Source organism: Mycobacterium attenuatum, from assembly GCF_900566085.1.
Taxonomy (GTDB): domain Bacteria; phylum Actinomycetota; class Actinomycetes; order Mycobacteriales; family Mycobacteriaceae; genus Mycobacterium; species Mycobacterium attenuatum.
Genome location: NZ_UPHT01000099.1, coordinates 12,337 through 38,358 on the forward strand (window position 1 = coordinate 12,337; position 26,022 = coordinate 38,358).

General features: G+C 66.6%; 22 protein-coding genes and 3 pseudogenes. 9 read left to right on the forward strand and 16 right to left on the reverse strand.

Annotated elements, in window-relative coordinates; all coding sequences use genetic code 11:
• Positions 1–2: 2 nt before the first annotated feature.
• Positions 3–407: an Rv2175c family DNA-binding protein gene (locus EET13_RS16670; RefSeq protein ID WP_122443324.1), complete on the reverse strand. Its 405-nt coding sequence runs from the start codon at positions 405–407 to the stop codon at positions 3–5.
• A gap of 80 nt (positions 408–487) precedes the next feature.
• Here EET13_RS16670 and EET13_RS16675 point away from each other — a divergent pair, with 80 nt between their 5' ends.
• A complete protein-coding gene (locus tag EET13_RS16675; RefSeq protein ID WP_244603956.1) occupies positions 488–1,741 on the forward strand; it encodes a protein kinase domain-containing protein in 1,254 nt (417 codons plus the stop codon).
• Positions 1,742–1,812: 71 nt separating this feature from the next.
• Here EET13_RS16675 and EET13_RS16680 read toward each other — a convergent pair whose 3' ends face one another.
• The 3 genes and pseudogenes from EET13_RS16680 to EET13_RS16690 all read right to left on the reverse strand — a co-directional run bounded on the left by EET13_RS16680 (position 1,813) and on the right by EET13_RS16690 (position 4,649).
• Complete coding sequence (locus tag EET13_RS16680; RefSeq protein WP_122443341.1) at positions 1,813–3,210, reverse strand: class II 3-deoxy-7-phosphoheptulonate synthase; 1,398 nt, start codon at positions 3,208–3,210, stop codon at positions 1,813–1,815.
• Between the two features lie 145 nt (positions 3,211–3,355).
• Positions 3,356–3,859: pseudogene (locus tag EET13_RS16685) on the reverse strand (polyadenylate-specific 3'-exoribonuclease AS); the annotation flags it as partial.
• Positions 3,860–3,879: 20 nt separating this feature from the next.
• Positions 3,880–4,649: pseudogene (locus tag EET13_RS16690) on the reverse strand (hypothetical protein).
• A gap of 101 nt (positions 4,650–4,750) precedes the next feature.
• Between EET13_RS16690 and EET13_RS16695 the strand changes: the two are divergent.
• The gene (locus tag EET13_RS16695; protein ID WP_122443327.1) at positions 4,751–6,037 is read left to right on the forward strand and encodes a glycosyltransferase 87 family protein; all 1,287 of its coding nucleotides are present in this window, start codon (positions 4,751–4,753) and stop codon (positions 6,035–6,037) included.
• A gap of 1 nt (position 6,038) precedes the next feature.
• Here EET13_RS16695 and EET13_RS16700 read toward each other — a convergent pair whose 3' ends face one another.
• The 5 genes from EET13_RS16700 to EET13_RS16720 all read right to left on the reverse strand — a co-directional run bounded on the left by EET13_RS16700 (position 6,039) and on the right by EET13_RS16720 (position 9,482).
• Complete coding sequence (locus EET13_RS16700; protein ID WP_122443328.1) at positions 6,039–6,776, reverse strand: lysophospholipid acyltransferase family protein; 738 nt, start codon at positions 6,774–6,776, stop codon at positions 6,039–6,041.
• A gap of 87 nt (positions 6,777–6,863) precedes the next feature.
• Positions 6,864–7,265 (reverse strand): hypothetical protein, encoded by a 402-nt coding sequence (locus EET13_RS16705; protein ID WP_122443342.1) that lies wholly within the window; start codon positions 7,263–7,265, stop codon positions 6,864–6,866.
• On the reverse strand, positions 7,262–8,539 hold the full coding sequence (locus tag EET13_RS16710; protein WP_122443329.1) for an ArsA family ATPase: 1,278 nt from the start codon (positions 8,537–8,539) through the stop codon (positions 7,262–7,264). The genes EET13_RS16705 and EET13_RS16710 overlap by 4 nt, the downstream gene beginning before the upstream one ends.
• A complete protein-coding gene (locus EET13_RS16715) occupies positions 8,532–8,969 on the reverse strand; it encodes an SRPBCC family protein (protein WP_122443343.1) in 438 nt (145 codons plus the stop codon). Before EET13_RS16715 ends, EET13_RS16710 begins: the two co-directional genes overlap by 8 nt.
• A 123-nt stretch (positions 8,970–9,092) precedes the next feature.
• Positions 9,093–9,482 carry a polyketide cyclase / dehydrase and lipid transport gene (locus tag EET13_RS16720; RefSeq protein WP_122443344.1) on the reverse strand — a complete coding sequence of 130 codons (390 nt, stop codon included), beginning with the start codon at positions 9,480–9,482 and terminating at the stop codon, positions 9,093–9,095.
• Between the two features lie 193 nt (positions 9,483–9,675).
• Here EET13_RS16720 and EET13_RS16725 point away from each other — a divergent pair, with 193 nt between their 5' ends.
• On the forward strand, positions 9,676–11,475 hold the full coding sequence (locus EET13_RS16725; RefSeq protein WP_122443330.1) for an AMP-dependent synthetase/ligase: 1,800 nt from the start codon (positions 9,676–9,678) through the stop codon (positions 11,473–11,475).
• Between the two features lie 21 nt (positions 11,476–11,496).
• Here EET13_RS16725 and pimB read toward each other — a convergent pair whose 3' ends face one another.
• The 4 genes from pimB to EET13_RS16745 all read right to left on the reverse strand — a co-directional run bounded on the left by pimB (position 11,497) and on the right by EET13_RS16745 (position 15,110).
• A complete protein-coding gene (pimB, locus tag EET13_RS16730; RefSeq protein WP_122443345.1) occupies positions 11,497–12,639 on the reverse strand; it encodes a GDP-mannose-dependent alpha-(1-6)-phosphatidylinositol monomannoside mannosyltransferase in 1,143 nt (380 codons plus the stop codon).
• A gap of 5 nt (positions 12,640–12,644) precedes the next feature.
• The gene (locus EET13_RS16735) at positions 12,645–13,472 is read right to left on the reverse strand and encodes a hypothetical protein (protein WP_122443331.1); all 828 of its coding nucleotides are present in this window, start codon (positions 13,470–13,472) and stop codon (positions 12,645–12,647) included.
• Between the two features lie 46 nt (positions 13,473–13,518).
• Positions 13,519–14,673, reverse strand: a complete 1,155-nt coding sequence (ripC, locus tag EET13_RS16740) for a peptidoglycan hydrolase RipC (RefSeq protein ID WP_122443332.1) — start codon at positions 14,671–14,673, stop codon at positions 13,519–13,521.
• Between the two features lie 173 nt (positions 14,674–14,846).
• A complete protein-coding gene (locus EET13_RS16745) occupies positions 14,847–15,110 on the reverse strand; it encodes a hypothetical protein (RefSeq protein ID WP_122443333.1) in 264 nt (87 codons plus the stop codon).
• 357 nt (positions 15,111–15,467) lie between these two features.
• Here EET13_RS16745 and EET13_RS16750 point away from each other — a divergent pair, with 357 nt between their 5' ends.
• The gene (locus EET13_RS16750; protein WP_122443334.1) at positions 15,468–16,856 is read left to right on the forward strand and encodes a class-II fumarase/aspartase family protein; all 1,389 of its coding nucleotides are present in this window, start codon (positions 15,468–15,470) and stop codon (positions 16,854–16,856) included.
• Between the two features lie 354 nt (positions 16,857–17,210).
• Positions 17,211–19,103: pseudogene (locus tag EET13_RS16755) on the forward strand (DEDD exonuclease domain-containing protein); the annotation flags it as partial.
• Here EET13_RS16755 and trpD read toward each other — a convergent pair.
• The gene (gene trpD / locus EET13_RS16760; protein ID WP_425294250.1) at positions 19,041–20,177 is read right to left on the reverse strand and encodes an anthranilate phosphoribosyltransferase; all 1,137 of its coding nucleotides are present in this window, start codon (positions 20,175–20,177) and stop codon (positions 19,041–19,043) included. The pseudogene EET13_RS16755 and the gene trpD overlap by 63 nt on opposite strands.
• Before the next feature lie 151 nt (positions 20,178–20,328).
• Between trpD and ctaE the strand changes: the two genes are divergently transcribed.
• From ctaE to qcrB, 4 genes are read left to right on the forward strand one after another with little or no spacing between them, the layout of a single operon-like run.
• Positions 20,329–20,940, forward strand: a complete 612-nt coding sequence (ctaE, locus tag EET13_RS16765; protein ID WP_122443336.1) for an aa3-type cytochrome oxidase subunit III — start codon at positions 20,329–20,331, stop codon at positions 20,938–20,940.
• A gap of 55 nt (positions 20,941–20,995) precedes the next feature.
• The gene (qcrC, locus tag EET13_RS16770; RefSeq protein WP_122443337.1) at positions 20,996–21,844 is read left to right on the forward strand and encodes a cytochrome bc1 complex diheme cytochrome c subunit; all 849 of its coding nucleotides are present in this window, start codon (positions 20,996–20,998) and stop codon (positions 21,842–21,844) included.
• On the forward strand, positions 21,841–23,070 hold the full coding sequence (gene qcrA, locus EET13_RS16775) for a cytochrome bc1 complex Rieske iron-sulfur subunit (protein ID WP_122443346.1): 1,230 nt from the start codon (positions 21,841–21,843) through the stop codon (positions 23,068–23,070). Before qcrC ends, qcrA begins: the two co-directional genes overlap by 4 nt.
• Positions 23,067–24,725 carry a cytochrome bc1 complex cytochrome b subunit gene (qcrB, locus tag EET13_RS16780; protein WP_122443338.1) on the forward strand — a complete coding sequence of 553 codons (1,659 nt, stop codon included), beginning with the start codon at positions 23,067–23,069 and terminating at the stop codon, positions 24,723–24,725. The genes qcrA and qcrB overlap by 4 nt, the downstream gene beginning before the upstream one ends.
• A 224-nt stretch (positions 24,726–24,949) precedes the next feature.
• Here qcrB and EET13_RS16785 read toward each other — a convergent pair whose 3' ends face one another.
• Both EET13_RS16785 and EET13_RS16790 read right to left on the reverse strand, forming a co-directional pair.
• Positions 24,950–25,591 carry a DUF2561 family protein gene (locus tag EET13_RS16785; RefSeq protein WP_122443339.1) on the reverse strand — a complete coding sequence of 214 codons (642 nt, stop codon included), beginning with the start codon at positions 25,589–25,591 and terminating at the stop codon, positions 24,950–24,952.
• Positions 25,591–26,022, reverse strand: a 432-nt coding sequence (locus EET13_RS16790; protein ID WP_244603955.1) for an MmpS family transport accessory protein, incomplete at its 5' end; no start/stop codon positions are given. The genes EET13_RS16785 and EET13_RS16790, both read right to left, overlap by 1 nt.

The following is a 26,022-nucleotide window of genomic DNA, read 5'->3' on the forward strand; positions in this document are numbered from 1 at the left end:
CGTCAATACGCCATAGCCTGGGCGCGCCGCACGACTTCTCGAGCCTGGTGGGCATGAAGCGCATCGACCGGGCGGGCGTTGCTCACGATATCGCGTGAGCCGTCGCGGGTAATCGTCAGCGACGGATCGGGAGTGAACAGCCAGCGCATGATCTCGGTATCGCGATAGCCGCCGTCGTGCAAGATCGTCAACAGACCCGGCAGGCTCTTGACCACCTGGCCGGAGTGGGTGAAGAACACTTGCGGCACCACCACGCCGCCAGCTCGCCGAACGGCGACCAGGTGACCTTCGCGCAACTGCTGGTGCACCTTGCTGATCGGCACACCAAGAAGCTCGGCGACCCGGGGCAGGTCGTAGGTTGGCTCGTTGGGATCTAGAACATCATCGCCGGCCGGAATGCTGCCCACGGCGCAAGTGTAGAGCTTGGTGCACGTTGTCTCATCCGATTCGCGCCGCCACCTACGATGGCCCCGTGGCTGAAGCTCAAGTGCCCGGCTCCTTCCCGGGCCGTGCCGGCCCGTATCGTCGCCAGGCGGAAGCTGGAACTTCGGACCCGTTGGAACGCACGCTCCTGGAGGGCCGGTATCTGGTCCAGGCCAGGATCGCCAGCGGCGGCACCTCGACCGTCTACCGCGGTCTCGATGTGCGCCTGGACCGCCCCGTCGCGCTGAAGGTGATGGACTCGCGCTACGCAGGCGACCAACAGTTTCTGACCCGGTTCCAACTCGAGGCCCGCACGGTCGCCCGGTTGAAAAACCCCGGCCTGGTCGCGGTCTATGACCAGGGCCTGGACGCCCGCCACCCGTTTCTGGTGATGGAACTTATCGAAGGCGGCACGTTGCGCGAACTGCTTGCCGAACGTGGCCCGATGCCGCCACACGCCGTGGTGGCGGTGCTGCGCCCGGTGCTGGGGGGGCTAGCAGCCGCGCATCGGGCCGGCCTGGTGCACCGTGACGTCAAGCCCGAAAACGTGCTGATCTCCGATGACGGCGAGGTCAAGATCGCCGACTTCGGATTGGTGCGGGCGGTCGCCGCCGCTGGAATCACTTCGGCCAGCGTCATTTTGGGAACCGCGGCGTACTTGTCTCCGGAACAGGTCCGCGACGGACAGGCAGGCCCTCGCAGCGACGTCTACTCGGCCGGCATTCTCACCTACGAGCTGCTGACCGGACGCACACCTTTCAGTGGCGACTCAGCTTTGTCGATCGCCTATCAACGGCTGGATCATGACGTGCCGGCACCCAGCTCTGCAATCGATGGAGTGCCAACCCAATTCGACGAATTCGTGGCGTGTGCCACCGCCCGCGACCCCGCCGAAAGATACGCCGACGCCATCGAAATGGCTGCCGATCTCGAGGCGATCGCCGAGGAATTGGCGCTACCGGACTTTCGGGTGCCGGCACCGCGCAACTCGGCCCAGCACCGGTCGGCGGTGCTGCACCACAGCCGAATTGCCCAGCAGCCGAGGTCACCGGTTCGCCACCGGACCCGCGAATTGACCCGGGAACCGGCGGGCTTGCCCGGAACGGTATCAGCGGCCCCGCCGGACTCCGAGGCGGAAGAATACGAATACCAGCCCGTATCAGGGCAATTCGCTGGCATCTCGATGGACGAGTTCCATTGGGCGCGACAACATGCCCGCCGCATGGTGCTGATTTGGGTGTCGGTGGTGCTGGCGATCACCGGACTGGTCGCAACAGCAGCCTGGACAATTGGCAGCAATCTGAGCGGGCTGCTGTAGCAGCATGGCGAGGAGGCGCAAAAGCCCCCAAAACGCAAGCGTTTTGGGGGCTTTTGCGCCTCCTCGCCACCTTAGTCGCGCAGCATCTCGGCCACCAGGAAGGCCAGTTCCAGCGATTGCTGGGTGTTGAGCCGCGGATCACATGCCGTTTCGTAGCGGCCGGCCAGATCGCTGTCCGAAATATCTTGTGCGCCACCGAGACATTCGGTGACGTCTTCGCCTGTGATCTCGACATGGATGCCGCCGGGGTGGGTGCCGAGGGCGCGATGCACCTCGAAAAAGCCCTGCACTTCATCGACGATGCGGTCGAAGTGACGGGTCTTGTACCCAGTGGAGGACTCATGGGTATTGCCGTGCATCGGGTCACACTGCCAGACCACCTGGTGACCGGTGGCCTGCACCTTCTCGATGATCCGCGGCAGCAGGTCACGGACCTTGTTGTTGCCGAGCCTGCTGACCAGCGTCAGCCGGCCCGGCTTGTTGTGCGGGTCGAGGCGCTCGACATACTCCACGGCCAGCTCGGGTGTCATCGTCGGGCCGATCTTGACCCCGATCGGGTTGGCGATCACCTCGGCGAACGCGATGTGCGCACCGTCGAGTTGCCGCGTCCGCTCACCGATCCACACGGTGTGCGCCGACAGGTCATAAAGTTTGGGGCCGTCGTCGGCGGCCTCGGAGTCATGGGCCAACCGCAACATGGCCCGCTCGTAGTCGAGCACCAATGCCTCATGGCTGGCGTAGATCTCGGCGGTCTGCAGATTGCGGTCGGCCACCCCGCAAGCGCTCATGAAACGCAGACCCCGGTCGATTTCGGTGGCCAGGGCCTCATAACGGGCCCCGGCGGGCGAGGTCCGGACGAATTCCCGGTTCCAATCGTGCACCAGATGCAACGACGCCAGGCCCGACGACGTCAATGCACGCACGAGGTTCATGGCCGCACTGGCGTTGGCGTACGCCCGGACCAGCCGCGACGCGTCATGTTCGCGCGCCGCGGCGTCGGGCGCGAAGCCATTGATCATGTCGCCGCGGTAGGACTTCAAACCCAGCGCGTCGACGTCGGCCGACCGGGGCTTGGCGTACTGACCAGCGATCCGGGCCACCTTCACCACCGGCATGCTGGCGCCGTAGGTCAACACCACAGCCATCTGCAGCAGGGCGCGGACGTTGCCGCGAATGTGGGGTTCGGTGTTGTCAACAAACGTCTCCGCGCAGTCACCGCCCTGCAACAGGAATGCCTCACCCTTGGCGACCTGAGCCAGCTGTTCCTGCAAGCGGACGATCTCGGAAGGCACGGTCACCGGCGGCACACTTTCGAGCACCGTGCGCATCGCCAGCGCCTGGTCGGCGGGCCAGCTGGGCTGCTGGGCGGCCGGTCTGGCCAGCGCGGCGTCCAGCCGGGCTCGCAAGTCGGAAGGCAACGGCGGCAACGGCGGCAGCTGGTCGATCGGAATATCGACGGTCCAGTTCATCGGTACATGGTAACCGGGCTGCGCCTTGGGCTGATCAGGCCGAACGTTGCCGTCAATCCCCTCCGTCCGCCGGGTCGGAACGCCGGTCGCGCCCACTGGTCGTCCGCGCGCGGGAGCTGCCGGCCCTGCGGAAGGTGCCCGCTCCGCGCGCCGGACGAGGCCCGGCATTGCCGGCCGACGTGATGATCCGGAAGCGCCGCAACTGGTCGCGCGCATCGACCAACGCGTCGTGGGCATCGCGCGATCGCCGTGGCAGCCGGGGGCACCCACGGTCCTCCCAGAGTTGCCGCAATTCCCGAGTGAAGCGCGGTATCGCCGATGGCAGCTCCGGCATCGGCCCCCACAACTGACACAGGGCGACGTGGTCGTATGCGCCCACCCAGGCCCACAGCTCGATCGGGTCGTCGCCACCCACCCCGAGGAACTTTTCCAGATCACAGCGGATCTGCCCGCGGGAGCGCCACAACTGCGAACCCGGCGACGGCAACTTCGGCAGCACATGGGAGCGAACCCAGCTGCCGGCGCGCTGCGGATCGAACTCCGTGGAGACGGCGTAGTACTCGCGGCCGTCCTCGGCGACCACCCCGATGGAGATCAAATCGATGGTGCGGCCGTCTTCAATGAATTCGGTGTCATAGAAGTACCGCACATCGCAGTTTATCCGGCAGGCTATCCCGCGGTCAGCAAGCGTGCGGCAGCCTCGGGCGGTGGCGCGGGATGAACGTCGAGGTCCAACCGGGCGTCCACCGCGTGCTCGTCGGGCAGGCGCGGTGTCCCGGCGACCGCGCATTGCAGCCACAGCTTGGCCCGTACCACGGGGCGGCGCAGAGTACGTTCACGCTGCAGGGCACGGTGCATCTTGTCCGGCCGGGCGCTGTATCGCCACCGTGCCCACGGGGCATGCGGACGCGACAACCGGATCGCGCCGACGATCAGCAGCACCACGATGAACATGCCGAGCAGTCCGGTCCACACCTTGCCCTTGAGTAGGACCACGACCGCCAACGGCAGCGCCAGCACCACACCGCCGACCAGTGCGGCATGCCAGATCACCGAACTGGTGTCCGACCAGATCGCCAGGAGACGTCGGACAGGTGCAGAATCAAAGCGTATTCGTCGAGCACCAGTGCCGCGCCGATTCCGAAAAACGTCGCCGAGACCGCGAACTCAGGTGCGCGTCCGTCGACCGACAGCGCCACCAGCGCCAGCCCGGAAGCCATCACGACCAGCACCCCGAAGGCCACGTGGTGGACGTGCACCGACCCGACGTAGATATTGCGGGGCTGCCACCAGCTGGGCGGTGGTGCGTCGTCGGGGCGGCGACGGATGATGCGGGCGAAGGTGCGCGTCACAAAAAAGGTCAGGATGAAGGCGACCAGGCAGCACAGCAACGGCAGTCGGCCCCGGTCAATGATGTCATGCTGCAGCCATTGGAGCACTCCACAAAAACTACGCCTGCCGACGCCGGCGCGGCGCAAGCGGCTTGAGCCCCGCTATGGCGGTAAGCCGACCGCCTCGCAACGATTAGGCTGTCTCTGACATGAGTACATGGCGGTCGCCCGGGGTGGGCAGTCGACTCGGGCGGTTCGCGTTATGGTGCCTGCTCTGGCTGGTGGCCGCCGGTGCACTGAGTTACGTGGCCTGGCGGCTGTTCGGGCACATCCCCTACCGCATCGACATCGACATCTATCAGATGGGCGCTCAGGCCTGGTTGGACGGGCGCCCCCTGTACACCGGCGACGTGAAGTTCCACACACCTATCGGGCTGGACCTGCCGTTCACCTACCCTCCCCTGGCCGCGGTGGTGTTCAGTCCGTTCGCCTGGCTGAAGATGCCGGCCGCCAGCGTCGCGATCACCCTGGTGACATTGGTGGTGCTCGTCGTCTCGACGGTTGTGGTGCTGACCGGCCTGAACGTCTGGCCCACCTCGAGGCTGCTGCCGAGTCCGGCCTGGGTGCGCCGGCTGTGGTTGGCGGTGATCATCGTGGCTCCCGCGTCGATCTGGCTGGAGCCGCTGAGTTCCAACTTCGCCTTCGGCCAGATCAACGCCGTGCTGATGACGTTGGTGATCCTCGATTGTTTTCCGCGCCGCACCCCGTGGCCGCGCGGGCTGCTCCTGGGCTTGGGCATCGCACTCAAGCTGACCCCGGCGGTGTTTCTGCTCTACTTCCTGCTGCGCCGGGACGGCCGGGCGGCGCTGACCGCCCTGGCATCCTTTGCGGCCGCAACGGTGGCCGGCTTCGCGCTGGCGTGGGGTGATTCCCGCGAATACTGGACCCATACCCTGCATCACACCGATCGGATCGGTTCGGCTTCGTTGAACACCGACCAGAACATTGCGGGTGCGCTGGCCCGACTGCCGCTCGGGCAGCACGAAAGCTTCCTGCTGTGGGTGATCCTGTCGCTGATGGTGCTGGTGGCGACCATATGGGCGATGCGCACCGTGCTGCGGGCCAGCGAGCCGGCCCTGGCCGTGATCTGCGTGGCGTTGTTCGGGTTGGTGGTTTCGCCGGTTTCGTGGTCACACCACTGGGTGTGGATGCTGCCGGCGGTGCTGGTGACCGGAGTGCTGGCGTGGCGGCGGCGGAATATGGCACTGGCCGCCGTAACCGTCGCCGGGTTGGCACTGATGCGATGGACGCCGATCGATCTGCTGCCCAAGCACCGCGAAGCTACCGCGGAATGGTGGCGTCAACTCGCCGGGATGTCCTACGTGTGGTGGGCGGTCGCGGTCATCGTCGTCGCCGGCCTCACCGTGACGACCCGGATGGGCACCGAGCGCTCGGCCGAACCAGGGCGAACCCCGGTGCCGACGGTCGCGGCCTGATTTAACCGGCGGCCGTCTCGGGGATCCGGGCGGCGTCCTTCGGACCGGGATGAGCACCGGCACCATTGCTGCCGTCTTTGACACTGGCTGCGTAGATATCGACGTACTCCTGGCCGGAAAGCCCCATCAGCTCGTACATCACCTCGTCGGTGACGGCCCGCTCAATGAAGTGGTTACCGGCCAATCCCTCGAACCGCGTGAAGTCCATCGGCTTGCCGAAACGAACGGTCACCCGGCCGAACCGCAACATCTTCTTGCCCGGGGGGTTGACGACGTTGGTGCCGATCATCGCCACCGGAATGACCGGGACCCCGGTGTGCAGCGCCAGCCGCGCCAGGCCGGTCTTTCCCTTGTAGAGACGACCGTCAGGCGAGCGGGTGCCTTCGGGGTACATGCCCAGCAGCTTGCCCTGGTGCAGCAGACGTTCGGCGGTTTCCAGCGCGGCCTGTGCGGAGTCGGCGTTGGTGCGGTCGATGGGCACCTGCCCGGAGACGCTGTAGAACCAGCGGTTGATCCAGCCCTTGAGCCCGGTACCGGTGAAGTATTCGGCCTTCGCCAGAAACGTGATGCGCCGGCGCACGACCAACGGAAGGTAGAAGCTGTCCGCGACGGCAAGATGGTTACTGGCGAGGATAGCCGGCCCGGAGCTCGGAATGTTTTCTAAGCCTTCGATTTTCGGCCGGCCGAGCAAAATAAAGAGCGGGCCCATGAAAACGTACTTGAAAAGGTAGTACCACATGGCCCTCCCTCTCGCCCCCACCGGAATTATGTCTGCGCCAACTGTACCCATCTGCGGTGGCTGCGACCACCATCGCCGGGTGGGGGCTCAGTCCTGCAAACTAACCGGGATGGGCTGGTAGCGCGTCTTCGCACCGGTGTCCGCCGACCCGTTCTCGGGCGGTGTTTCGCTGGTGAGGCCGCCGCCGGGCGGATCTTCCGGCGGCGGTTTGGCCGATCGATCGATGTCGTCGACTATGGCGCGAATCACGTTGAGCAAAGCGACACTGTGGTTGGCGATCACCGTCAGCAACGGGTGGTGCTCGCCGCCGGCCAGCGCAGCCAGCGCGCATACCGGACACCACACCTGTTGGCACTTGGCGGCCGCTTTGCCACCCGTCGAACCGGAAGCCATCGCGGCCGCGGCACGCACCGCGGGGTCGATCCCATCCAGGATCGCCTGCGCAAGTCTACGCAGTTCGGGACCGATCTCGGTATGAACACCGGTCATGTCGGCCACACCTCCGGATTGGGTCGAAATCGAACGGTCAGCTCACTCCCCCGCAGCTGTGCATCCAGCACCGTGCACCTACGCAGCACCGACGCCAGCCGAACTCGGCGCCGCACCCCGCCGGCGCTGATGATCAGGTCGTCGTCTGCGCGGCCCAGCGTCAGCGAACCAGGATCGAGCTGGGGCAACGCTAGCCGCAGACGATATACCGACTCAAGCCCCGACCCGGATTCCAGATCCACAATAGGGCGCAGCGGGCCCGGCGGCGCCGACCCCCGCCGACGGCGGGCACTGTCGAGTAGCCCACCCAGCGCCTTGGGGCCGATCGGCTCGCCGGACAGGTGCGGAACCAGCACCAGAGCCAGGTCACCAATGGTGGCGTCGAGCTCTTCCAGGACGGCGCGTTGTTCGGAGATGCGCTCGGCATACCAATAAAAGGCCGGGTGGTCGGGAAGGCTGCGGTACTCGTAGGTTTCGTCCCGGACCAGCACCTGGTTGACCAGCAATTCTTCGACGCGTATGCCCATCAGCGCCAACGAACCCAGGGTCCGTGCTGCCTCGGCCGCTACCACCCGCTCGGGGGTCAGCACCAGATGCGCGCCCACCAGGTCACCGTCGCTCAGCAACGCGCTGAGCCGGTCCACACTGTCGCTGGTGCGCTCCAGCAAGGCCACCAGCGCGGCGGATCGGTTGTCGTCGACGGCGAGCCTGCGATGCCGCGGCCACGCCCGCTCGACGTACAGCCCCAAGGTCGCGGGCAGCGTCAGCATCCGCAGCGCATCAGCGGTAGAGGCGCAGTCGACGACGACGCGATCCCAACGTCCGCTGGTAGCAAGCTTGCCGACGGCGTGCAGGCCCAGCACTTCCTGAATCCCGGGAAATGCCGAGAGTTCTTCTGGCGCAACGCTGCTCAGTTCGGAGCCGGGGAATCGCAGGTCGAGGGCGTCGACGACGTCTCGCCACCTGTCCTCGAGCAGCGCCAAGGTGTCCAGCGCCAGGGCGTCGAGAAGGCCGCCGTCGGGCTCGAATCGCCCCGTTTCGAGGTCGGCAAGAACGCGGACCGGCTCGCCCCGCCCGGTCGGCGGAACCGAGATGCCCAGCACATCGCCCAGCGAATGCGCCTGGTCGGTGGATACCAGCAGCACTCGCTGACCAGCACTGGCATCGCAAACCGCGGTCGCGGCCGCCAGCGTGGATTTTCCTACCCCGCCTTTACCTACGAACAGACTGATCCGGGCCGGGGTAGGTGCCCGGAATTCACTGGATTCACTCAGCCTCGACTCGTTTCTTCAGATCCTTCAAGGCGCCGTCGATCAACCTGCGTTCGGCCTTGCGCTTGAGCATCCCGATCATCGGGACCGCGAGGTCGACGGAGAGCTCATAGGTCACCTCGGTGCCAGAACCCTTGGGCTCCAAGATATATGAGCCCTCAAGAGCCTTCAGCAGCGAACTGGATTCCAGGGTCCAGCTCAGCGATTGGCGATCCGCCGGCCACTGGTAGGCCATGATCAGGGTGTCCCTGAAGATGGTCGCGTCCATCAACATCCGGGCCCGCTGCGGGTAACCCTCGTCGTCAGCCTCGAGGACCTCGACTTCCTTGTACTCCGAAATCCATTCCGGGTAGGCCTCGATGTCGGCGATCGCCTTCATCACCTCGCCTGGAGCCGCGTCGATGTAGATGGTCTGCCTCGTCTTGTCCGCCACCTGGCCAGTCCCTTTCCCAATTTCCGCGCAGCGCGCGTCGACCTCGCGGGAACACCCGCCGCTCGGCGGAAACGGTACTCCCGATGCCCAGATTGAGCCCTCCTCGAGCCCCACTCGACCCGGTTAAACTACCGGAGAAACCCCGACGGGGCGCGCTTGTTCCAGTGTGGTTTTGACCTCGAACGCCATTTTCTTCGCTGCCACCCGGCGGCGATGCGTTATTTTGGCGAGATTCATCCGGGCCAATTGCCAGGCTGCTGCCGCGGTCGGTTCGGCGTGCAGGAAGTAGTGCAGCACCACCCCGTCCATCGAGGGTTCCAGCCAGATTTCCATGGTGCCGGTCAGGGCGCCGGTAACCGCCCACCTGATGCCCTTGTCGGCACGGTCCTCGGTGACCTCCAGCCGCAGATCAGGCCACCACCGGCGCCAATTCGACGGGTCGGCAATCGCAGCTCCCACCCGCGCGCCGTCGGCGGCGATATATGTCTGGTCCGCGATCTGGATGCTGTTCACCGCCACAGCTTCACATACCCATTTGGCGACTCACTTAGCGACCACGTAGCGACCGGGTCGCGACAGGCAAGCAACGGCCCTCAGGTCATTTGCAGTGATCTCCGGCAGCAATCATCGGGCCGCCCGAATGCCCGGCTAGGCTGGGGCGCGGGGGTCTACCCGCAAAAGCATCGGTTGGAGCGAGGTCCATAACGTGCGTCAGTACAGTGTCCCTGCCCGCTTTGCCGTCGACAAACGCGACAACATCGCGGCCATGGTTTTCGAGCACGAGCGCGACGACCCCGGGTACGTCATCTACCAACGTTTGGTCGACGGCGTCTGGACTGACGTGACCTGCGCAGAAGCGGCCCGTCAGGTACGCGCTGCGGCACTGGGTTTGATAGCGCTGGGGGTGCAGGCCGGTGATCGGGTGTCCATATTTTCGGCCACCCGCTACGAGTGGGCAATCCTGGACCTAGCCATCCTGGCGGTGGGGGCGGTCACGGTGCCGATCTACGAGACTTCCTCGGCCGAGCAGGTGCGCTGGGTCCTACAGAATTCGGAAGCCGTACTGGCGTTCGCCGAAACCGACGCGCATGCCGCTATGGTTACCGAGCTCAGCTCTGACCTGCCGGCGTTACGCCGCGTACTGCATATCGACGCCTCCGGCCGCAAAGCGCTCGACCAGCTTGCCGAGGAGGGCGCATCGGTTGACCCGCCGCAGCTGACCACCCGCCTCGAGGCCCTGCGAGCCGACGATCCGGCGACGCTCATCTACACGTCGGGCACCACCGGACGCCCCAAAGGCTGCCAGCTCACGCATTCCAACCTGCTGCACGAGATTCGCGGCACTCGCGAATGCCTGCCCACGCTGCTGTGCCCGGGACAGCGGCTCCTGGTGTTCTTGCCGCTTGCCCACGTGCTGGCGCGGGCACTGACGCTGTCGGCGTTCGCCAGCAAAGTGACCGTGGGGTTCACCAGCGACATCAAGAATCTGCTGCCGCTGTTCGCGGTATTCAAGCCGACGGTGGTGGTCTCGGTGCCCCGGGTTTTCGAGAAGGTGTACAACACCGCCGAGCAGAATGCCGCGAACGACGGCAAAGGAGCGATTTTCAAGCGTGCCGCGCAGACAGCGGTGGATTGGAGCCGGGCCTTCGATAGCGGCCGTCCGGGGCTGCTGCTGCGCGCCCGGCATGCGCTCTTCGATCGCCTGGTCTACTGCAAGCTGCGCGCGGCGCTCGGGGGTGACTGCCATGCGGCGGTGTCCGGCGGCGCGCCGCTGGGCGCGCGGCTGGGCCACTTCTACCGCGGCGTGGGCTTGACAATCTACGAGGGCTACGGTCTGACCGAGACCAGCGCGGCGATCACCGTCAACCAGGTGGGCGCCCTCAGGATCGGGACGGTGGGAAAGCTGGTGCCCGGCAACAGCTTACGCATCGCCGGCGACCAGGAGCTGTTGGTACGCGGCGGCGTGCTGTTCAGCGGCTATTGGCGCAACGAGCAAGCCACGGAGGAGGCCTTCACCGACGGCTGGTTCCGCACCGGTGATCTGGGCGCGATCGACGAAGACGGGTTCTTGAGCATCACCGGCCGCAAGAAGGAGCTCATCGTCACCGCCGGCGGTAAGAACGTCGCCCCCGCCGTGTTGGAGGACCAGCTGCGGGCACACCCGCTGATCAGTCAGGCAATGGTGGTCGGAGATGCCAAGCCGTTCATCGGCGCGCTGGTCACCATCGACCCGGAAGCGTTCGTTGGCTGGAAGCAGCGCAACAGCAAGCCCGCCGACGCGTCGGTGGGCGACTTGGCCACCGATCCGGACCTGGTGGCCGACATCGATGCGGCCGTCAAACACGCCAATCTGGTGGTGTCGCATGCCGAGTCGATCCGCAAGTTCCGCATTCTGGGTGTCGACTTCACCGAGGACACCGGCGAGCTGACACCGACGATGAAGGTCAAGCGCAAGGTCGTGGCCGAGAAATTCGCCGGCGAGATCGAGGCGATCTACACCGGCTAATGGCGCGAGCAGTCGCGACCTTTAGGCGCGCAGCAGGCCAGCCAGCCGGGCGGCCAGCGTGTCCCAGCGCCACTGCGCCCGCACCCATTCCCGTCCCGCAGCGCCCATGGCGGCGGCGCGATCACGATCGATCAGCAGCCCAGTGACGGCGTCTGCCACCTTGGTCACCGAGGTACCGTCAACCACCAACCCGGTCTTGTCGTGCTGCACCGTTTCGGGCGCGCCGCCGGAGTCGCCGGCGATTACCGGCACGCCGCTTGCCGAAGCCTCGAGAAACACAATGCCCAAGCCCTCGACGTCCAGTCCGGCACCGCGGGTGCGGCACGGCATCGCGAACACGTCGGCCAACGCGTGGTGGGCCGGTAGTTCGTCGCCCGGTATGCCGCCGGTGAACGTCACGTGGCCGGCCACGCCGCGATCCTTGGCCAGCTTGCGCAGCGTCTGCAGATAGGGGCCGCCTCCGACGATCACCAGCGCCGCCCCGTCGACGCACCGGCGGATCGCCGGCAGCGCTTTGATCAGCATGTCCTGGCCCTTGCGCGGCACCAGCCGGGACAGGCACACCACCACGGGCCGCTCGTCGAGCCGGTAACGCTTACGCAGTTCGGCGCGCGCCGCCGGGTCGGGCCGGAACCGGTCGCTGTCCACGCCCGGCGGCAGGTATTCCAGCGCGGCGGCGGGTCCGAAAGCGGGGGCGAAGCGGGCTTGGGTGTAGCGACTTACGAAGGTCACCACGTCAGCGGTGTCGCCGATGCGGCGTAACACCGACCGCGCGACCGGAAGCATCGACCAACCCACTTCATGCCCATGCGTGCTGGCCACTATCCGGGTGGCACCGGCCTGACGCGCACGCGGCGCCAGCAGCGCGAGCGGCGCGGCCGCCCCGAACCAGACGGTATCGATGTCGTACTCGGCGATCAGGCGGCGCATTCGGCTGTCGACGGTCGGGACCGGCAGCATCAGCGTGCCGGGATGGCGCACCACCCGATAACCGGCCGCCCAGGCCGCATCGTCATACGCCGGCGCCCCCTTCCAATGCGGTGCGTACACCGTCACCGAATGCGATCCGGTATCGACCAGCCGACCGACGAACTCCCCCAGGTAGGACTGGATGCCACCGCGTCTGGGCGGAAAATCGTTGGTTACCAGCAGAATCCGACTCACCTGGGTCAGGCTAACCGGGTCAGCCATCGCTGCCAGCGGACAAGCAGGCCGGCAGGGTCGGTGTCGAGTACGGCGCGCGCGGCGGTTGCGAAGTTGGGATGTCCGGCGCCACAGGCTGCCAGGTACAGCTCGCGCAACACCGTAGTCCCGTAGGTCTCTGCGATGAACCGGGCAAACCACCACGCCCGGTCATATGCCAACGACCGCTGCGGTCCGGCAGAGCCCAGGTCGGCATCGGACGGCAACACCGCGGGTACCGCTTCTGCGACCGGGCTGGTCGCCGGTCTGGCGACGAAATCGGCTACTCCCTCGGTCAGCCAACGCGGCGCATCGGTTGCGGTATCCATGCGCGCTGCATAGTGAAAAAGCTCATGCGTCAACACAATTCGCAGCGCCGCCGGGCTCATGCCGGCGGCGCCTGGCGCGAAGACGATGCGTTGGCCGGTAGCTGTGCGGCGGGTGTTATCGACGTGGTCGACGACGGTGACCGCAGCGATATCGACCCATTGCGACGCTGCTCCGCCGCCGGCGGCGATCCGAAACTGCTGGTCGGAACCGGCCGCCACAACCGAGATCTGGTGCGGCCAATTGGTGCCCCAGAAGGCCGTGACCGCGTCGATCGCGGCACCGAGGTTCGCTACCACACCGGATAGCAGGCGTTCACTGTCGGCGTCGCCGAGGCCGATCAGCGAGACGATGCGCCCTGCGACGACCACCTGGATTCGGTGGGCGTCGACTCGCGCCGCTGACGGTGGCGCCGGGCCGTCGCGCAGCGGACGGGCCGGCAGAGGGGCCGCCGCGACCAGCTCGGCCACAAAGACGAAGGCCAGCATGATCGACAGCCACCGAGGCCGGCGGCGAAGCCACGCCACGAGGTGGTCAGTAGCGACGGGCGTCGTAGATCGGGCCCGAGGAGGTCATCGGCACCACCCGCACCGGCTGGCCGAACGTGGACGAGTGGACCATCAGACCGTCACCGATATAGATGCCGGCATGCGAGGCGTCGGAATAGAAGGTCAGAACATCACCGGGCTGCAGGTCCGACAGGGCCACCGGCTGACCACCATGGGCCAGGGCCTGGCTGGAATGCGGCAACGCGATGCCGGCTTGCTGGAACGCCCACATGACCAGGCCCGAGCAGTCGAATCCGCCGGGCGCCGCACCACCCCAGGCGTAGGGAGTACCGACCTGGGTCAGCGCAGCCTGCACCACGCTCGCCCGGTCCCCGCCACCGCCAGGAGCCAGGAACGGTATATCGGAGACTCCGCCCGGAGGCGGCGCTTCACCGGGCGCCGGTACGCCCTCGGGCGGAGCACCGGGCGGCAGTCCTTCGGGCGCCGGTCCGGGGACATCCGGTACCCGCGCCGGGACCGGGCCCGGGTCGGCAAGCGCGGTGCGCTGCTCCGGCGTCAGGGCCTGGTATTGCGACTTGACGACGGCGATTTGCACCTGCAGCTGGCTCTGCTTGTGCTGCAGATTGGCCCGCACCGCCGCAGCCTGCTCGGCAGCGGACTTGGCATCGGCAGCCGACTTGGCCGAAGCCTGCTCAGCCTTGGCCGCCTCTTCTCCGACGGCCTTGAAACCGGCCATTTGCGTGGACATTTGACGTGCCATCACCCGCTGCACCGAGAGCCCGTCGATCAGCAGCTGCGGCGATTCTGCCGTCAAAATCGCGTCCAAGCCGTTGGTGCGGCCACCCATGTAGGTGGCGGCCGCAACCTTGTTCACGGCGGTCTGGAAGGTGGCCAGGCGCGCTTTCGCGGCGGCCACCGCGGCCTGATCCTCGGCGAGCTTTCGTTCCGCGGCCTGTTGGGCCGCGAGCTTCGCGTTCAGGTCGAGTTCCGCGCTGTGCATCGCCTCGGTGGTCTGTTCGGCCTGCCGCGACAACTCGTTGAGTTTCGCCAGCGCATCGTCAGCGGGGTCGGCCATTGCCGTCGCGGCCAAGACGCCGGACAACACGGTGAAGCTCGCCAACGAAGCGACTGCGGACCGCTTGACGACGCGCGCGATCGAATGCCTACAGTCGAGCCTCAAGATTTGCTTCCTTAAACTGCCATCGGCCTAGCGCCGTCGAGCTGGTTTAGGTCTCAAACAGGTTACGAAACGGTCTCGGCTTTTGTCCAAAGGGGGGAGTTAAGAAAATGGCAAGATTTCTGTCATTTTCGTGTGAGAGCGCTTCTTTGCGCTTCCCCACCATACAGGCTCGATCAGGCCACACCCGACGTCTGACCCGGCGCGCAATCGCGACGGATCGGGACCAGCCGCAACCTCGGCGCTAACCCGGCATCGGCGAGTGTCTCGAGCGCCGCTCGCTCGTCGTGCGACAACCAGTCCGGCACCCCGAGCAACACGCTCACCACGCAATCGCGGCAGGCTTGCCCCCGCACGGCGCACTCGTCACAGTCAATGACCACCGGCTCCTCCGCCTCTGCGGGGCCGCCGGTGCTTTCGGTACCGCTGCCTTGCGCCATCAATGCCGCTCCTTTCCGTAGGGCTTTCGCTCGCCAAGTCGTGCTGCGCCGAACGCTAACGGCCATCACTGACAATTGGTTTTGACGGGTGCCCTCGAACGCCCCAACCACCGACTGCAACCCGTTGAGATGACCTGGTGTTGAGCGCTCTCGGCAGACACGGTGGGCCCGGCTGGTGTCCCTGTCGGAAACTCGAAGCCGCCGCAGAGACCGGCGAGAGAGCAGCCCCGCACCAGATTTCGCGCGCGAGCTGATGGAGCCACGCCTTCGCCGCCAATCTGCAGCACGCGCCCTTGTGTCGCGTGTAACGTAGGTCCGCCCCGCGACACCCACATACTTCGGCACCCAGGAGTGGCGATGATCCTGTCGACGGCGTTATCTGCGCTGGACAGCTCGGTGTTCGGCGGCTTGCATACCACCGACGAGCTGCGAGCGATCCTCGGCGAGCGAGGTTTGCTGGCGCGATTCCTGCAGGTCGAGACGGAACTTGCCGCGGCGCAAGCCGACCTGGACATCATCCCGGCCGAGGTCGCGGCGGCGCTGCGCGCCGTGACACCCGACAACCTCGATATCGCGCGCCTCGCCCATCGCACGTCGGCGGCCGGTTATCCGATCGTCGGCCTCGTCGAACAACTCGCCGAGATTGTGCCCGACGGTCTGGGGCAGTACGCCCATTGGGGGGCCACCACCCAAGACATCATGGACACCGCCGCGGTCCTGCAGATCGTCGCGGCGCTGGACGTCATTGAGCGGGATCTCCTGCACACGTTGGCCGCGCTGATGGAGCTGGAAGCCCAGCACGGCAGTGCGGTCATGGTCGGTCGCAGCCAGCTGCAGCACGCCCTGCCGATCACCTTCGGCTACCGGGTGGCGTCCTGGACCGCACCTCTGCTGCGCCATCTGGACCGGCTCGCCGAGTTGCGGCACCGTGTCGCGGTAGTTCAGCTCGGTGGCGCTGTCGGCAGTCTCGCCGCCATGGCGCCGCACGGCATGGACGTCCGTCGCGAGCTGGCCCGGCGTCTGGGTTTGGCCGCGCCGTTAATCAGCTGGCATGCCACCCGCGACCGCTTCGTCGAGGTTGTCGCCTGGGCCGCACAGGTGGCGGCGTCGTTGGGCAAGATCGGGCTGGACATCGTCGTGGGTTCCCAGACCGAAGTCGCCGAGCTGAGCGAGCCCAGCGCGCCCGGGCGCGGCGTCAGCAGCACCATGCCGCAGAAACGAAATCCAATAGGCGCACAACAGCTCCTTCGAGCCGCACGTCTGACTCGCTCATACCTGGACCTTGCCCTCGATGCCGCCGTCGCTGACGCGGAACGGGCGACTGCTGTCTGGTCACTCGAGTGGCATGCGGTGGCCCCGGCGCTGGGTGTCTGCGGCGGCGCTGCGCGAACTGCAGCAGACGTGCTGGCCGGGCTGCACGTCGACACCGCGGCGATGGCGGCCAATCTCGGCCGGACCCACGGGCTGATCATGGCGGAATCGGTGATGATGCGCTTGGCACCGACACTCGGCCGCCAGGCCGCTCACGACGAATTGGAAGCCATGGTCACCGCCTCCGTCGAAAGTGGCGCCTCGTTCGCCGCTCTCGTCGCGCGTCGCGACCCCAATCTGGCAGCGGCCGTGTCGCCGGATGCCTATCTCGGGCATATCGCCGAACAAGTCGCCGCTGTCATGTCCGAGGCGGCCGCGCGAGTCGGTGGCCACCCATCGGAGTCCGGCTACCAGAATGACCGCGATCACCGTTGAGGAACTGGCCGGCCTCCCCGTGGCGGCTGGCGTCGGACACTGGCCGGGTTGACACGCCTTCCCGGACGCACTGCCGGGGATTCCGGAGTGGCTACTCCACAGTTGGGTTGCTTCCTCGTACATCGCTGTACATCGCTGTACATCGCTGTGCACCGCTGTACATCGCTGTGCACCGCCTCGTGCCTTGGGGTGGCGCACGGACCGACCCGGACCACCTGGCTCGACCCGGCCCGGTTTCGTGGGAACCGCTTGCTGGCTCCCCATTCCGGGCGGAGCCAACGACGATGACGACTGACGTGGCGGCGTGGGAACCGTTGGCTGTCGGTACCGCTGCCTAACCTCACCGCCATGGGTATGAGCGGTGGGACTCAGCTGAGTCTCGCCGGGCTCGACCCGCTTGCTTTTTCCGGCATCGACGCCGCGTCGGCCGACGAGCTGCCGCTGCGCGAGACCACCTTCGTCGTAGTCGACTTGGAAACCACCGGTGGGCGCACCAAGGGCACCGAGGCGGACGCCATCACCGAGATCGGAGCGATCAAAGTACGCGGCGGAACCGTCCTCGGCGAGTTCGCCACGCTGGTGGACCCGCAGCGCAGCATCCCGCCCCAGATCGTGCAGCTGACCGGAATCACCACGGCCATGGTGCGCGACGCCCCCACCATCGACGCGGTCCTGCCGATGTTTCTCGAGTTCGCGGGCAGCTCGGTACTGGTCGCCCACAATGCCGGGTTCGATATCGGGTTCCTGCGGGCAGCAACTCGACGCTGCGACATCGCCTGGCCGCGGCCGAACGTCCTGTGCACGGTCCGGCTGGCCCGGCGGGTGCTCTCCCGGGAGGAAGCACCCAGCGTGCGACTGGCAGAACTGGCGCGGCTGTTTTCCGTCGCCGCCCAACCCACGCATCGCGCCCTCGACGATGCCCGGGCCACCGTCGAGGTCCTGCATGCCCTGATCGAGCGGGTGGGCAACCAGGGTGTGCACACTTACGCGGACCTGCGTTCGTATCTGCCCAACGTGACCCCGGCGCAGCGCCGCAAACGGGTGCTGGCCGCCGGCTTGCCGAACCGCCCCGGAATCTATGTGTTCCGGGGACCGTCGGGCGAAGTGCTCTACGTCGGCACCGCGGTCGACCTGCGTCGTCGGGTAAGCCAATACTTCAACGGCGCCGACCCCCGCGGCCGGATCAAGGAAATGGTCGCCCTAGCCACTGGGGTCGACCACGTCGAGTGCGCCCACCCACTGGAAGCCGGGGTGCGTGAGCTTCGAATGCTGGCCGCACATGCGCCCCCGTACAACCGCAGATCGAGATTTCCCCACCGTTGGTGGTGGGTGGTTCTCAGCGACGAAGCGTTTCCGCGCCTGGCCGTCGTTCGCGCTCCTCGACACAGCCGGGCCATCGGCCCGTTTCGGTCCCGGGGCGATGCCGCCGAGACGGCCACCCTGCTGGCTCGCTTCACCGGGCTCCGAACCTGCACCAGGCGGCTGGCACGGTCGGCACTGCACGGGCCGGCCTGTCCCGAGTTGGAGGTGTCACCGTGTCCCGCCGCGCGCGACCTGACCGCCGACCGATACGCCGAAGCCGTGCAGCGCGCAACGGATCTGATCGACGGGCGGGACAACACCGCGCTGGCCGCCGCGGTTCGCCACGTCACCGCCCTGGCCGAGCGGCATCGCTACGAGAGCGCGGCACGCCTGCGCGACCATATCGCCGCCACCATCGAGACCCTGTGGCGTGGTCAGCGGCTGCGGACGCTGGCCGAGCTGCCCGAGTTGATCGCCGCGACGCCGGACGGCAGCGGTGGCTACTACTTTGCCGTGATCCGCCATGGCCAATTGGCTGCGGCCGGAACCGCCAGGCGCGGCGTGCCCCCGATGCCCGTAGTCGACGCGCTGCAGGCCGGCGCTCAGGCGATTTTGCCCGCCGAGGCGCCGCTCGGCGGCGCGCTGGTGGAGGAGACGGCGCTCATCGCACGCTGGCTCGCGGCCCCGGGCGTGCGCATCGTTCGAGTCGCCGGGCACGACGACGGCTGGGCCACGCCGGTGCGCTGCGCCGGCGCATGGGCGGCGTGGGCGGCATGGGCACGTTCGGCGCGGCTGGCCGTCGAGCAGGCACCCGGCCCGATGCGACGGGTCTGCCCCGACCAGGACCCGCCCTACCGGGCGTCGCACCCCCGGACCGGCAGCTCAGAACTGCTTACTGAACCGCACCCATCGCGCCAGCAATTGTTCGGCCGCGCCGCTGTCGATCGCGGCGCTGGCCCGCTGCAAGCCGTCCTCCCACGCAGGCAGCCATTCAGCCCGGCTGGATAGCCCGGCATGGGCGACGATCGCGCCGGCGGCGTTGAGCACCACCGCATCCCGGACCGGGCCCGCGGCCCCACCCAGCACCGCGCGGGCTTCGGCCGCATTGGCCTGCGCGTCACCACCCAGCAATTCGTCGAGTTCGGCCCGCGGGAACCCGAATCCCGCAGGATCGAAAGTCAGTTTGTCCACCGTGCCCGCCTGCACCCGCCAGATCGTGCTGGTGGTCGTCGTGGTCAACTCGTCGAGCCCGTCGTCACCGTGTACCACCAGCACGCTGGACCGGCGCGCGGCAAACACGCCGGCCATCACTTCGGCAAGATCAGCGAATGCACAGCCGATCAACCCAGCCCGCGGTAGCGCTGGATTGGTCAGCGGCCCAAGGAGATTGAACACCGTAGGCACGCCGATCTCGCGGCGCACCACCGAGGCGTGCCGGTACGACGGATGGAATTGCGGCGCAAAGCAAAACCCGATCCCGACTTCGGCGACGCTGCGCGCCACCTGAGCGGCGTCGAGGTCGATGCGCACCCCGAGCGCTTCGAGGGTGTCGGCCCCCCCGGATAACGACGACGCGGCCCGGTTGCCGTGTTTGACCACCGGCACACCCGCGGCCGCCACCACGATGGCCGACATGGTGGACAAGTTGACGGTGTTGACGCCGTCGCCACCGGTACCGACGATGTCGACGGCGTCATCCGGAATTGCGTGGGCCGGCATCGGGCGCGCGTGGTCGAGCATCACTCCGGCCAATTCGCTGACCTCGTCCGAAGTGGGCGCTTTCATCGTCATCGCCACCGCGAATGCGGCGATCTGGGCCGGCCGCGCCGCACCGGTCACGATCTGATCCATCGCCCAGGCCGCCTGACCCCGCGCCAAATTGCTCCCGGCCGTCAAGCGACCCAGAACCTGTGGCCAAGAGGTCCCCGAAGAGGTCCCCGACGCCGGCACCGACACCGACACCGAAGCCGAGACCGCCGGACGCGAACCACCGGGGAATCCTTCACGCGAGCGAGGCACGCGCCGATGGTCGCATGCCCGCTGGCCACCTCCCAACACGCGCCCGGCAAGGGCCGGTAACCCGGCGCGACGCGGCTGCAAAACGACGCGCGGAAAACGAAATTGTGACCCGGGTAGAGTTCGACAACTACAAAGCGTCATACTTGCGGATGTGACGAGTGCTGTAGGGACCTCGGGTACTGCCATCACGTCGCGCGTGCATTCGCTGAACAGACCGAACATGGTCAGTGTCGGCACCATAGTGTGGCTTTCCAGTGAATTGATGTTCTTTGCTGGTCTGTTCGCGATGTACTTCACCGCGCGCGCTCAGTCCGGCGGGAAGTGGCCGCCGCCGCCGACCGAGCTCAATCTCTATCAGGCGGTGCCGGTGACGCTGGTGTTGATCGCGTCGTCGTTCACCTGCCAGATGGGGGTATTCGCCGCCGAACGCGGCGACGTGTTCGGCCTGCGCCGCTGGTACGTGATCACCTTCCTGATGGGCCTGTTCTTCATCCTTGGTCAGGGCTACGAGTACTACCACCTGGCCACGCACGGGACGACCATCCCGGGCAGCGCCTACGGCAGCGTGTTCTACCTGGCGACGGGGTTCCACGGCTTACACGTGACCGGTGGTTTGATCGCCTTCATCTTCTTGCTGGTCCGGACCGGGATGAGCAAGTTCACCCCGGCGCAGGCAACCGCCAGCATCGTCGTCTCCTACTACTGGCATTTCGTGGACATCGTGTGGATCGCGCTGTTCACCGTGATCTATTTCATCCGATAAGCCGGCCCCCTCGAACAGGCACGGACCCCGAACAGGCATGAATAGGAGTGCTCAGTTGAAAAGACTGGGATTCACCCGATCCGGTGGCAGCGCGCAGCGGAACAGTCGCTCGCGGCAGCGTCTGCACCGGCGGTTGTCGGGCGGGCTGCTGCTGGTCATAGCGCTGACCATCGCCGGCGGCCTGGCTGCCGTCCTGACACCCACCCCGCAGGTGGCCGTCGCCGACGAGTCGTCCTCAGCGCTGCTACGCACCGGCAAGCAGTTGTTCGACACGTCGTGCGTGTCCTGCCACGGCGCCAACCTGCAGGGCGTGCCCGACCACGGGCCCAGCCTGATCGGCGTCGGCGAGGCGGCCGTCTACTTCCAAGTCTCGACGGGCCGGATGCCCGCCATGCGGGGGGAGGCTCAGGCGCAGCGCAAGGAGCCGATCTTCGACGAGGCCCAGATCGACGCTCTCGGTGCCTATGTGCAAGCCAACGGGGGCGGGCCCACCGTGGTCCGCAACCCCGACGGCAGCATCGCCACCAAGTCCCTGCGGGGAGACGACCTGGGACGCGGCGGCGACTTGTTTCGCCTCAACTGTGCCTCCTGCCACAACTTCACCGGCAAGGGCGGCGCGCTCTCGTCGGGCAAGTACGCGCCCGACCTCGGACCCGCCAATGAGCAGCAAATCCTGACCGCGATGCTGACCGGGCCGCAGAACATGCCGAAGTTCGGCGATCGCCAGCTGTCCTTCGAAGCCAAGAAGGACATCATCGCCTACGTGCGGACCGTCGCCGAGGAGCGGTCGCCGGGCGGCTACGGCCTCGGCGGATTCGGACCTGCGCCCGAGGGCATGGCGATGTGGATCATCGGCATGGTCGCCGCCATCGGGCTGGCACTGTGGATTGGGGCGCGATCATGAGCGACGGGTCTCCCGTGACCGGCGACGGCAAAACCGGCCTTGGCTCGGACACCGATAAAGGCCCCGGTGCACCCCACGAACCGAATGAGGCGGCGCTGGCCGCGATGTCGCAGCAGGAACTGCTCGACCTGGGCGGCAAGCTCGACGGTGTCCAGATCGCCTACAAGGAGCCCCGCTGGCCGGTCGAAGGCACCAGGGCCGAGAAGCGCGCCGAGCGCGGCGTGGCCGTGTGGCTGTTGCTGGGCGGTGTGTTCGGACTCGCCCTGCTGCTGGTTTTCCTCTTCTGGCCCTGGCAGTACAAGGCCCAGGGAGAGTCGGGAAACTTCCTGTACTCCCTTGCCACCCCGCTGTACGGGCTGACCTTCGGTCTGTCGATCCTGGCGATCGCAATCGGGGCCGTGCTGTTCCAGAAACGCTTCATCCCGGAAGAGATCACGATCCAGGACCGGCACGACGGAGCGTCTCGCGAGATCGACCGCAAGACGGTGGTGGCAAACCTGACCGACGCCTTCGAGAGCTCGACCATCCGGCGCCGTAAACTCATCGGGCTGTCTTTGGGCATGGGATTGGGTGCGTTCGGACTGGGCACCTTGGTCGCGTTCGTCGGTGGCCTGATCAAGAACCCGTGGAAACCGGTCGTCCCCACCGCCGAGGGAATGAAGGCCGAGCTGTGGACCTCCGGCTGGACCCCGCGCTACAAGGGCGAGACGATCTATCTGGCGCGGGCCACCGGTTTGCACGACGGGCCGCCGTTTATCAAAATGCGCCCCGAGGACATGGACGCCGGCGGCATGGAGACGGTGTTTCCATGGCGGGAATCCGACGGTGATGGCACCACCGTGGAATCACATGAGAAGTTGCAGGCCATCGCGATGGGTATCCGCAACCCGGTGATGCTCATCCGCATCAAGCCAAGCGATTTGGGCAAAGTGGTCAAACGCCAAGGGCAGGAAAGCTTTAACTTCGGCGAGTTTTTCGCCTACACCAAGGTCTGCTCGCACCTGGGTTGCCCGGCATCGCTGTACGAGCAGCAGAGCTACCGAATCCTGTGCCCGTGTCATCAGTCGCAGTTCGACGCACTGCATTTCGCCAAGCCAATATTCGGCCCGGCGGCCCGCGCGTTGGCGCAACTGCCCATCACCATCGACTCCAAAGGATTTTTCGTCGCCAACGGCGACTTCATCGAGCCCGTCGGACCGGCATTCTGGGAGCGCACAACATCATGAGTCCGAATCTTCGTCCTCCGAAAATCGGCGACGTGCTGGCTCGCCAAGCCGAAGACATCGATACCCGTTATCACCCCTCCGCCGCCCTGCGCAGGCAGCTGAACAAGGTCTTTCCCACGCACTGGTCGTTCCTGCTCGGCGAGATCGCGCTGTACAGCTTCATCGTGCTGTTGCTCACCGGCGTGTACCTGACGCTGTTCTTCGACCCGTCGATGACCGAGGTCACCTACAACGGCGTCTATCAACCATTGCGCGGCGTCGAGATGTCGCGCGCCTACGAAACGGCACTGAACATCTCCTTCGAAGTCCGAGGCGGATTGTTCGTCCGCCAGATCCACCACTGGGCCGCGTTGATGTTCTCCGCGGCGATCATGGTGCACCTGGCGCGGATTTTCTTCACCGGCGCGTTCCGACGGCCCCGTGAGGCCAACTGGGTCATCGGCTCGCTGCTGCTGATCCTGTCAATGTTCGAGGGCTACTTCGGCTACTCGCTGCCCGACGACCTGCTGTCGGGTATCGGCCTGCGGGCAGCGCTCTCCTCGATCACCCTCGGCATGCCGGTGATCGGAACCTGGTTGCACTGGGCGTTGTTCGGGGGTGATTTCCCGGGCACCATCCTGATTCCTCGGCTCTATGCGCTGCACATTCTGCTGCTGCCCGGAATCATCCTGGCGCTGATCGGCATTCATCTGGCGTTGGTGTGGTTCCAGAAGCACACCCAGTTCCCAGGCCCCGGGCGGACCGAGCACAACGTCATCGGGGTGCGGGTCATGCCGGTGTTCGCATTTAAGTCCGGCGCATTTTTCGCCGCAATCGTCGGCGTTCTGGGCCTGATGGGCGGCCTGCTGCAGATCAACCCGATCTGGAATCTCGGTCCGTACAAGCCGTCACAGGTGTCGGCCGGCTCGCAGCCGGACTTCTACATGATGTGGACGGAGGGTTTAGCACGTATCTGGCCGCCCTGGGAGTTCTACTTCTGGCACCACACCATTCCCGCCGTGGTGTGGGTGGCGCTGATCATGGGCTTGGTCTTTATCCTGCTGATCGTTTACCCGTTCTTAGAGAAGCGGTTCACCGGCGATTACGCACATCACAACCTGCTGCAACGGCCACGCGACGCACCGGTGCGCACGGCAGTGGGCGCGATGGCAATCGCGTTCTACATGGTGCTCACTCTGGCGGCCATGAACGACATCATCGCGTTCAAGTTCCACATTTCGCTGAACGCGACGACCTGGATTGGCCGTATCGGCATGGTGGTGCTGCCACCGTTCGTGTACTTCATCAGCTACCGGTGGTCCATCGGCCTGCAGCGCAGTGACCGTGCGGTGCTCGAGCACGGCGTGGAGACCGGCATCATCAAGCGGCTGCCGCATGGGGCCTACATCGAGCTGCACCAGCCGCTCGGCCCGGTCGACGAACACGGTCATCCGCTGCCGCTGGAGTACCAAGGTGCTGCCGTTCCCAAGCGAATGAACAAGTTGGGCTCGGCCGGTGCGCCTGGCATTGGCAGCTTCTTGTCCGCCGATCCGGCGTCGGAGGACGCGGCACTGCGGGAGGCCGGTCATGCCGCCGAACAACGTGCGCTGACCGCGCTACGCGAATACCAGGACGGCATAGCCGGTTCGCCCAACGACGAGCACGGCGAGCACTAGGGACCGGCAACGCGGGCGGATCAGGCTGGAACTGCGCCGATAGCGGCGTCCCGCCCCGGTCAATCCCTCGGCCAGTCAGCCGGTCCTCCCCGAACCCGACCAGCGGTAGGTGTGCAGCAGTCGTCGGATCCGCGGCCCGGGCAACGCCCGCACTATCCGCCGATGACCAGTCGGCGTCACGGGAAACTTGCAGACCGACCCGGCGTTCGCCGTTTGCCCGGGCGCTATCGGTGGGCCAGCGTGCGTCGCAGCTGCCGGACGTGGTACCACTCGATCGCCGGCATTCCCGCGGTGATCACCGCTGCGACAGCGTAGCTGGCCCACGATGCGCCGTCGTGACCGACAGCCATCAGATACGTCGCCAACGCAACCGCGATCAGTGCAGTACCGATGGCACCGGTCAACGTGACGGTTCCCCGCAGCCAGATTCGGTCCACCGCCTCGCCGGACCAGTCGGTGGCCGCCTCGAAGGCTCTGACGTGGTCTCGGCGGGTCGGACCGCTTACCGCGCGCACGGCCGGTTGCGCCGGTCTAGCCGGGCGCCTGCCCTGCGCAGATGACAGCGCCGGCCTCGGCGCCGAGTCCGCCCCCGACATGCGGCGAGCGCGCAACAACACCGGAATCGCGCCCGCGATGATCAATGCGGAGATGATGATGACGGTGTACAACACCCAGGTGGTGTGCGAGTCCCTGGCCACCTTGTGAAAGCCGCGTCCGAGATCGGCCAGTGCGACCGCGGCGGCCACGCTCACGCCCACCAGCACCAGCCAGACCGCCGCGCAAGCTCCGATGAGGATGCGGTCGACGACAACGGGAGCCACGATGCCGTCGGGACCGCGCCGGTATGCCGAGTATCTGCCGAGCATCAGCAGCTCGTCTGCGGTGCGTCGTTGTTGTTTGATGACAGCACCGTCCCGTCGCTGGTGGTGATCGAGCAGTTCAGTTTGCTGACCCGGAAAAGGCTGGACGCCTCCACCGAGCCCACGTCAGATTGCGAGATGGGAGTGACGGTCATCGACCACGGGATATAGACATTGTGCTGCGTGCGCCGCCGACCGGAGGCGTCGACATAGGTGACCGAGATGATGTCACCCGGCGCCTTGGTGCCGGTCACCGAATAGGTGACTTGTCGGGGACCAGCCGGCGTGGTGGTAGTCGTCGCCGGTGGCGCCGCCGCCGTCGTCGTCGCCGGAGGCGGGGCCGCCGTGGTCGCCGGTGGTGGCGGGGGTGGAGGCGTCACGGTCACGGTCTGCGTCTCCGTCGCTGTCGGGATCTCGGTGGTGGGCGGTGGTGGCGG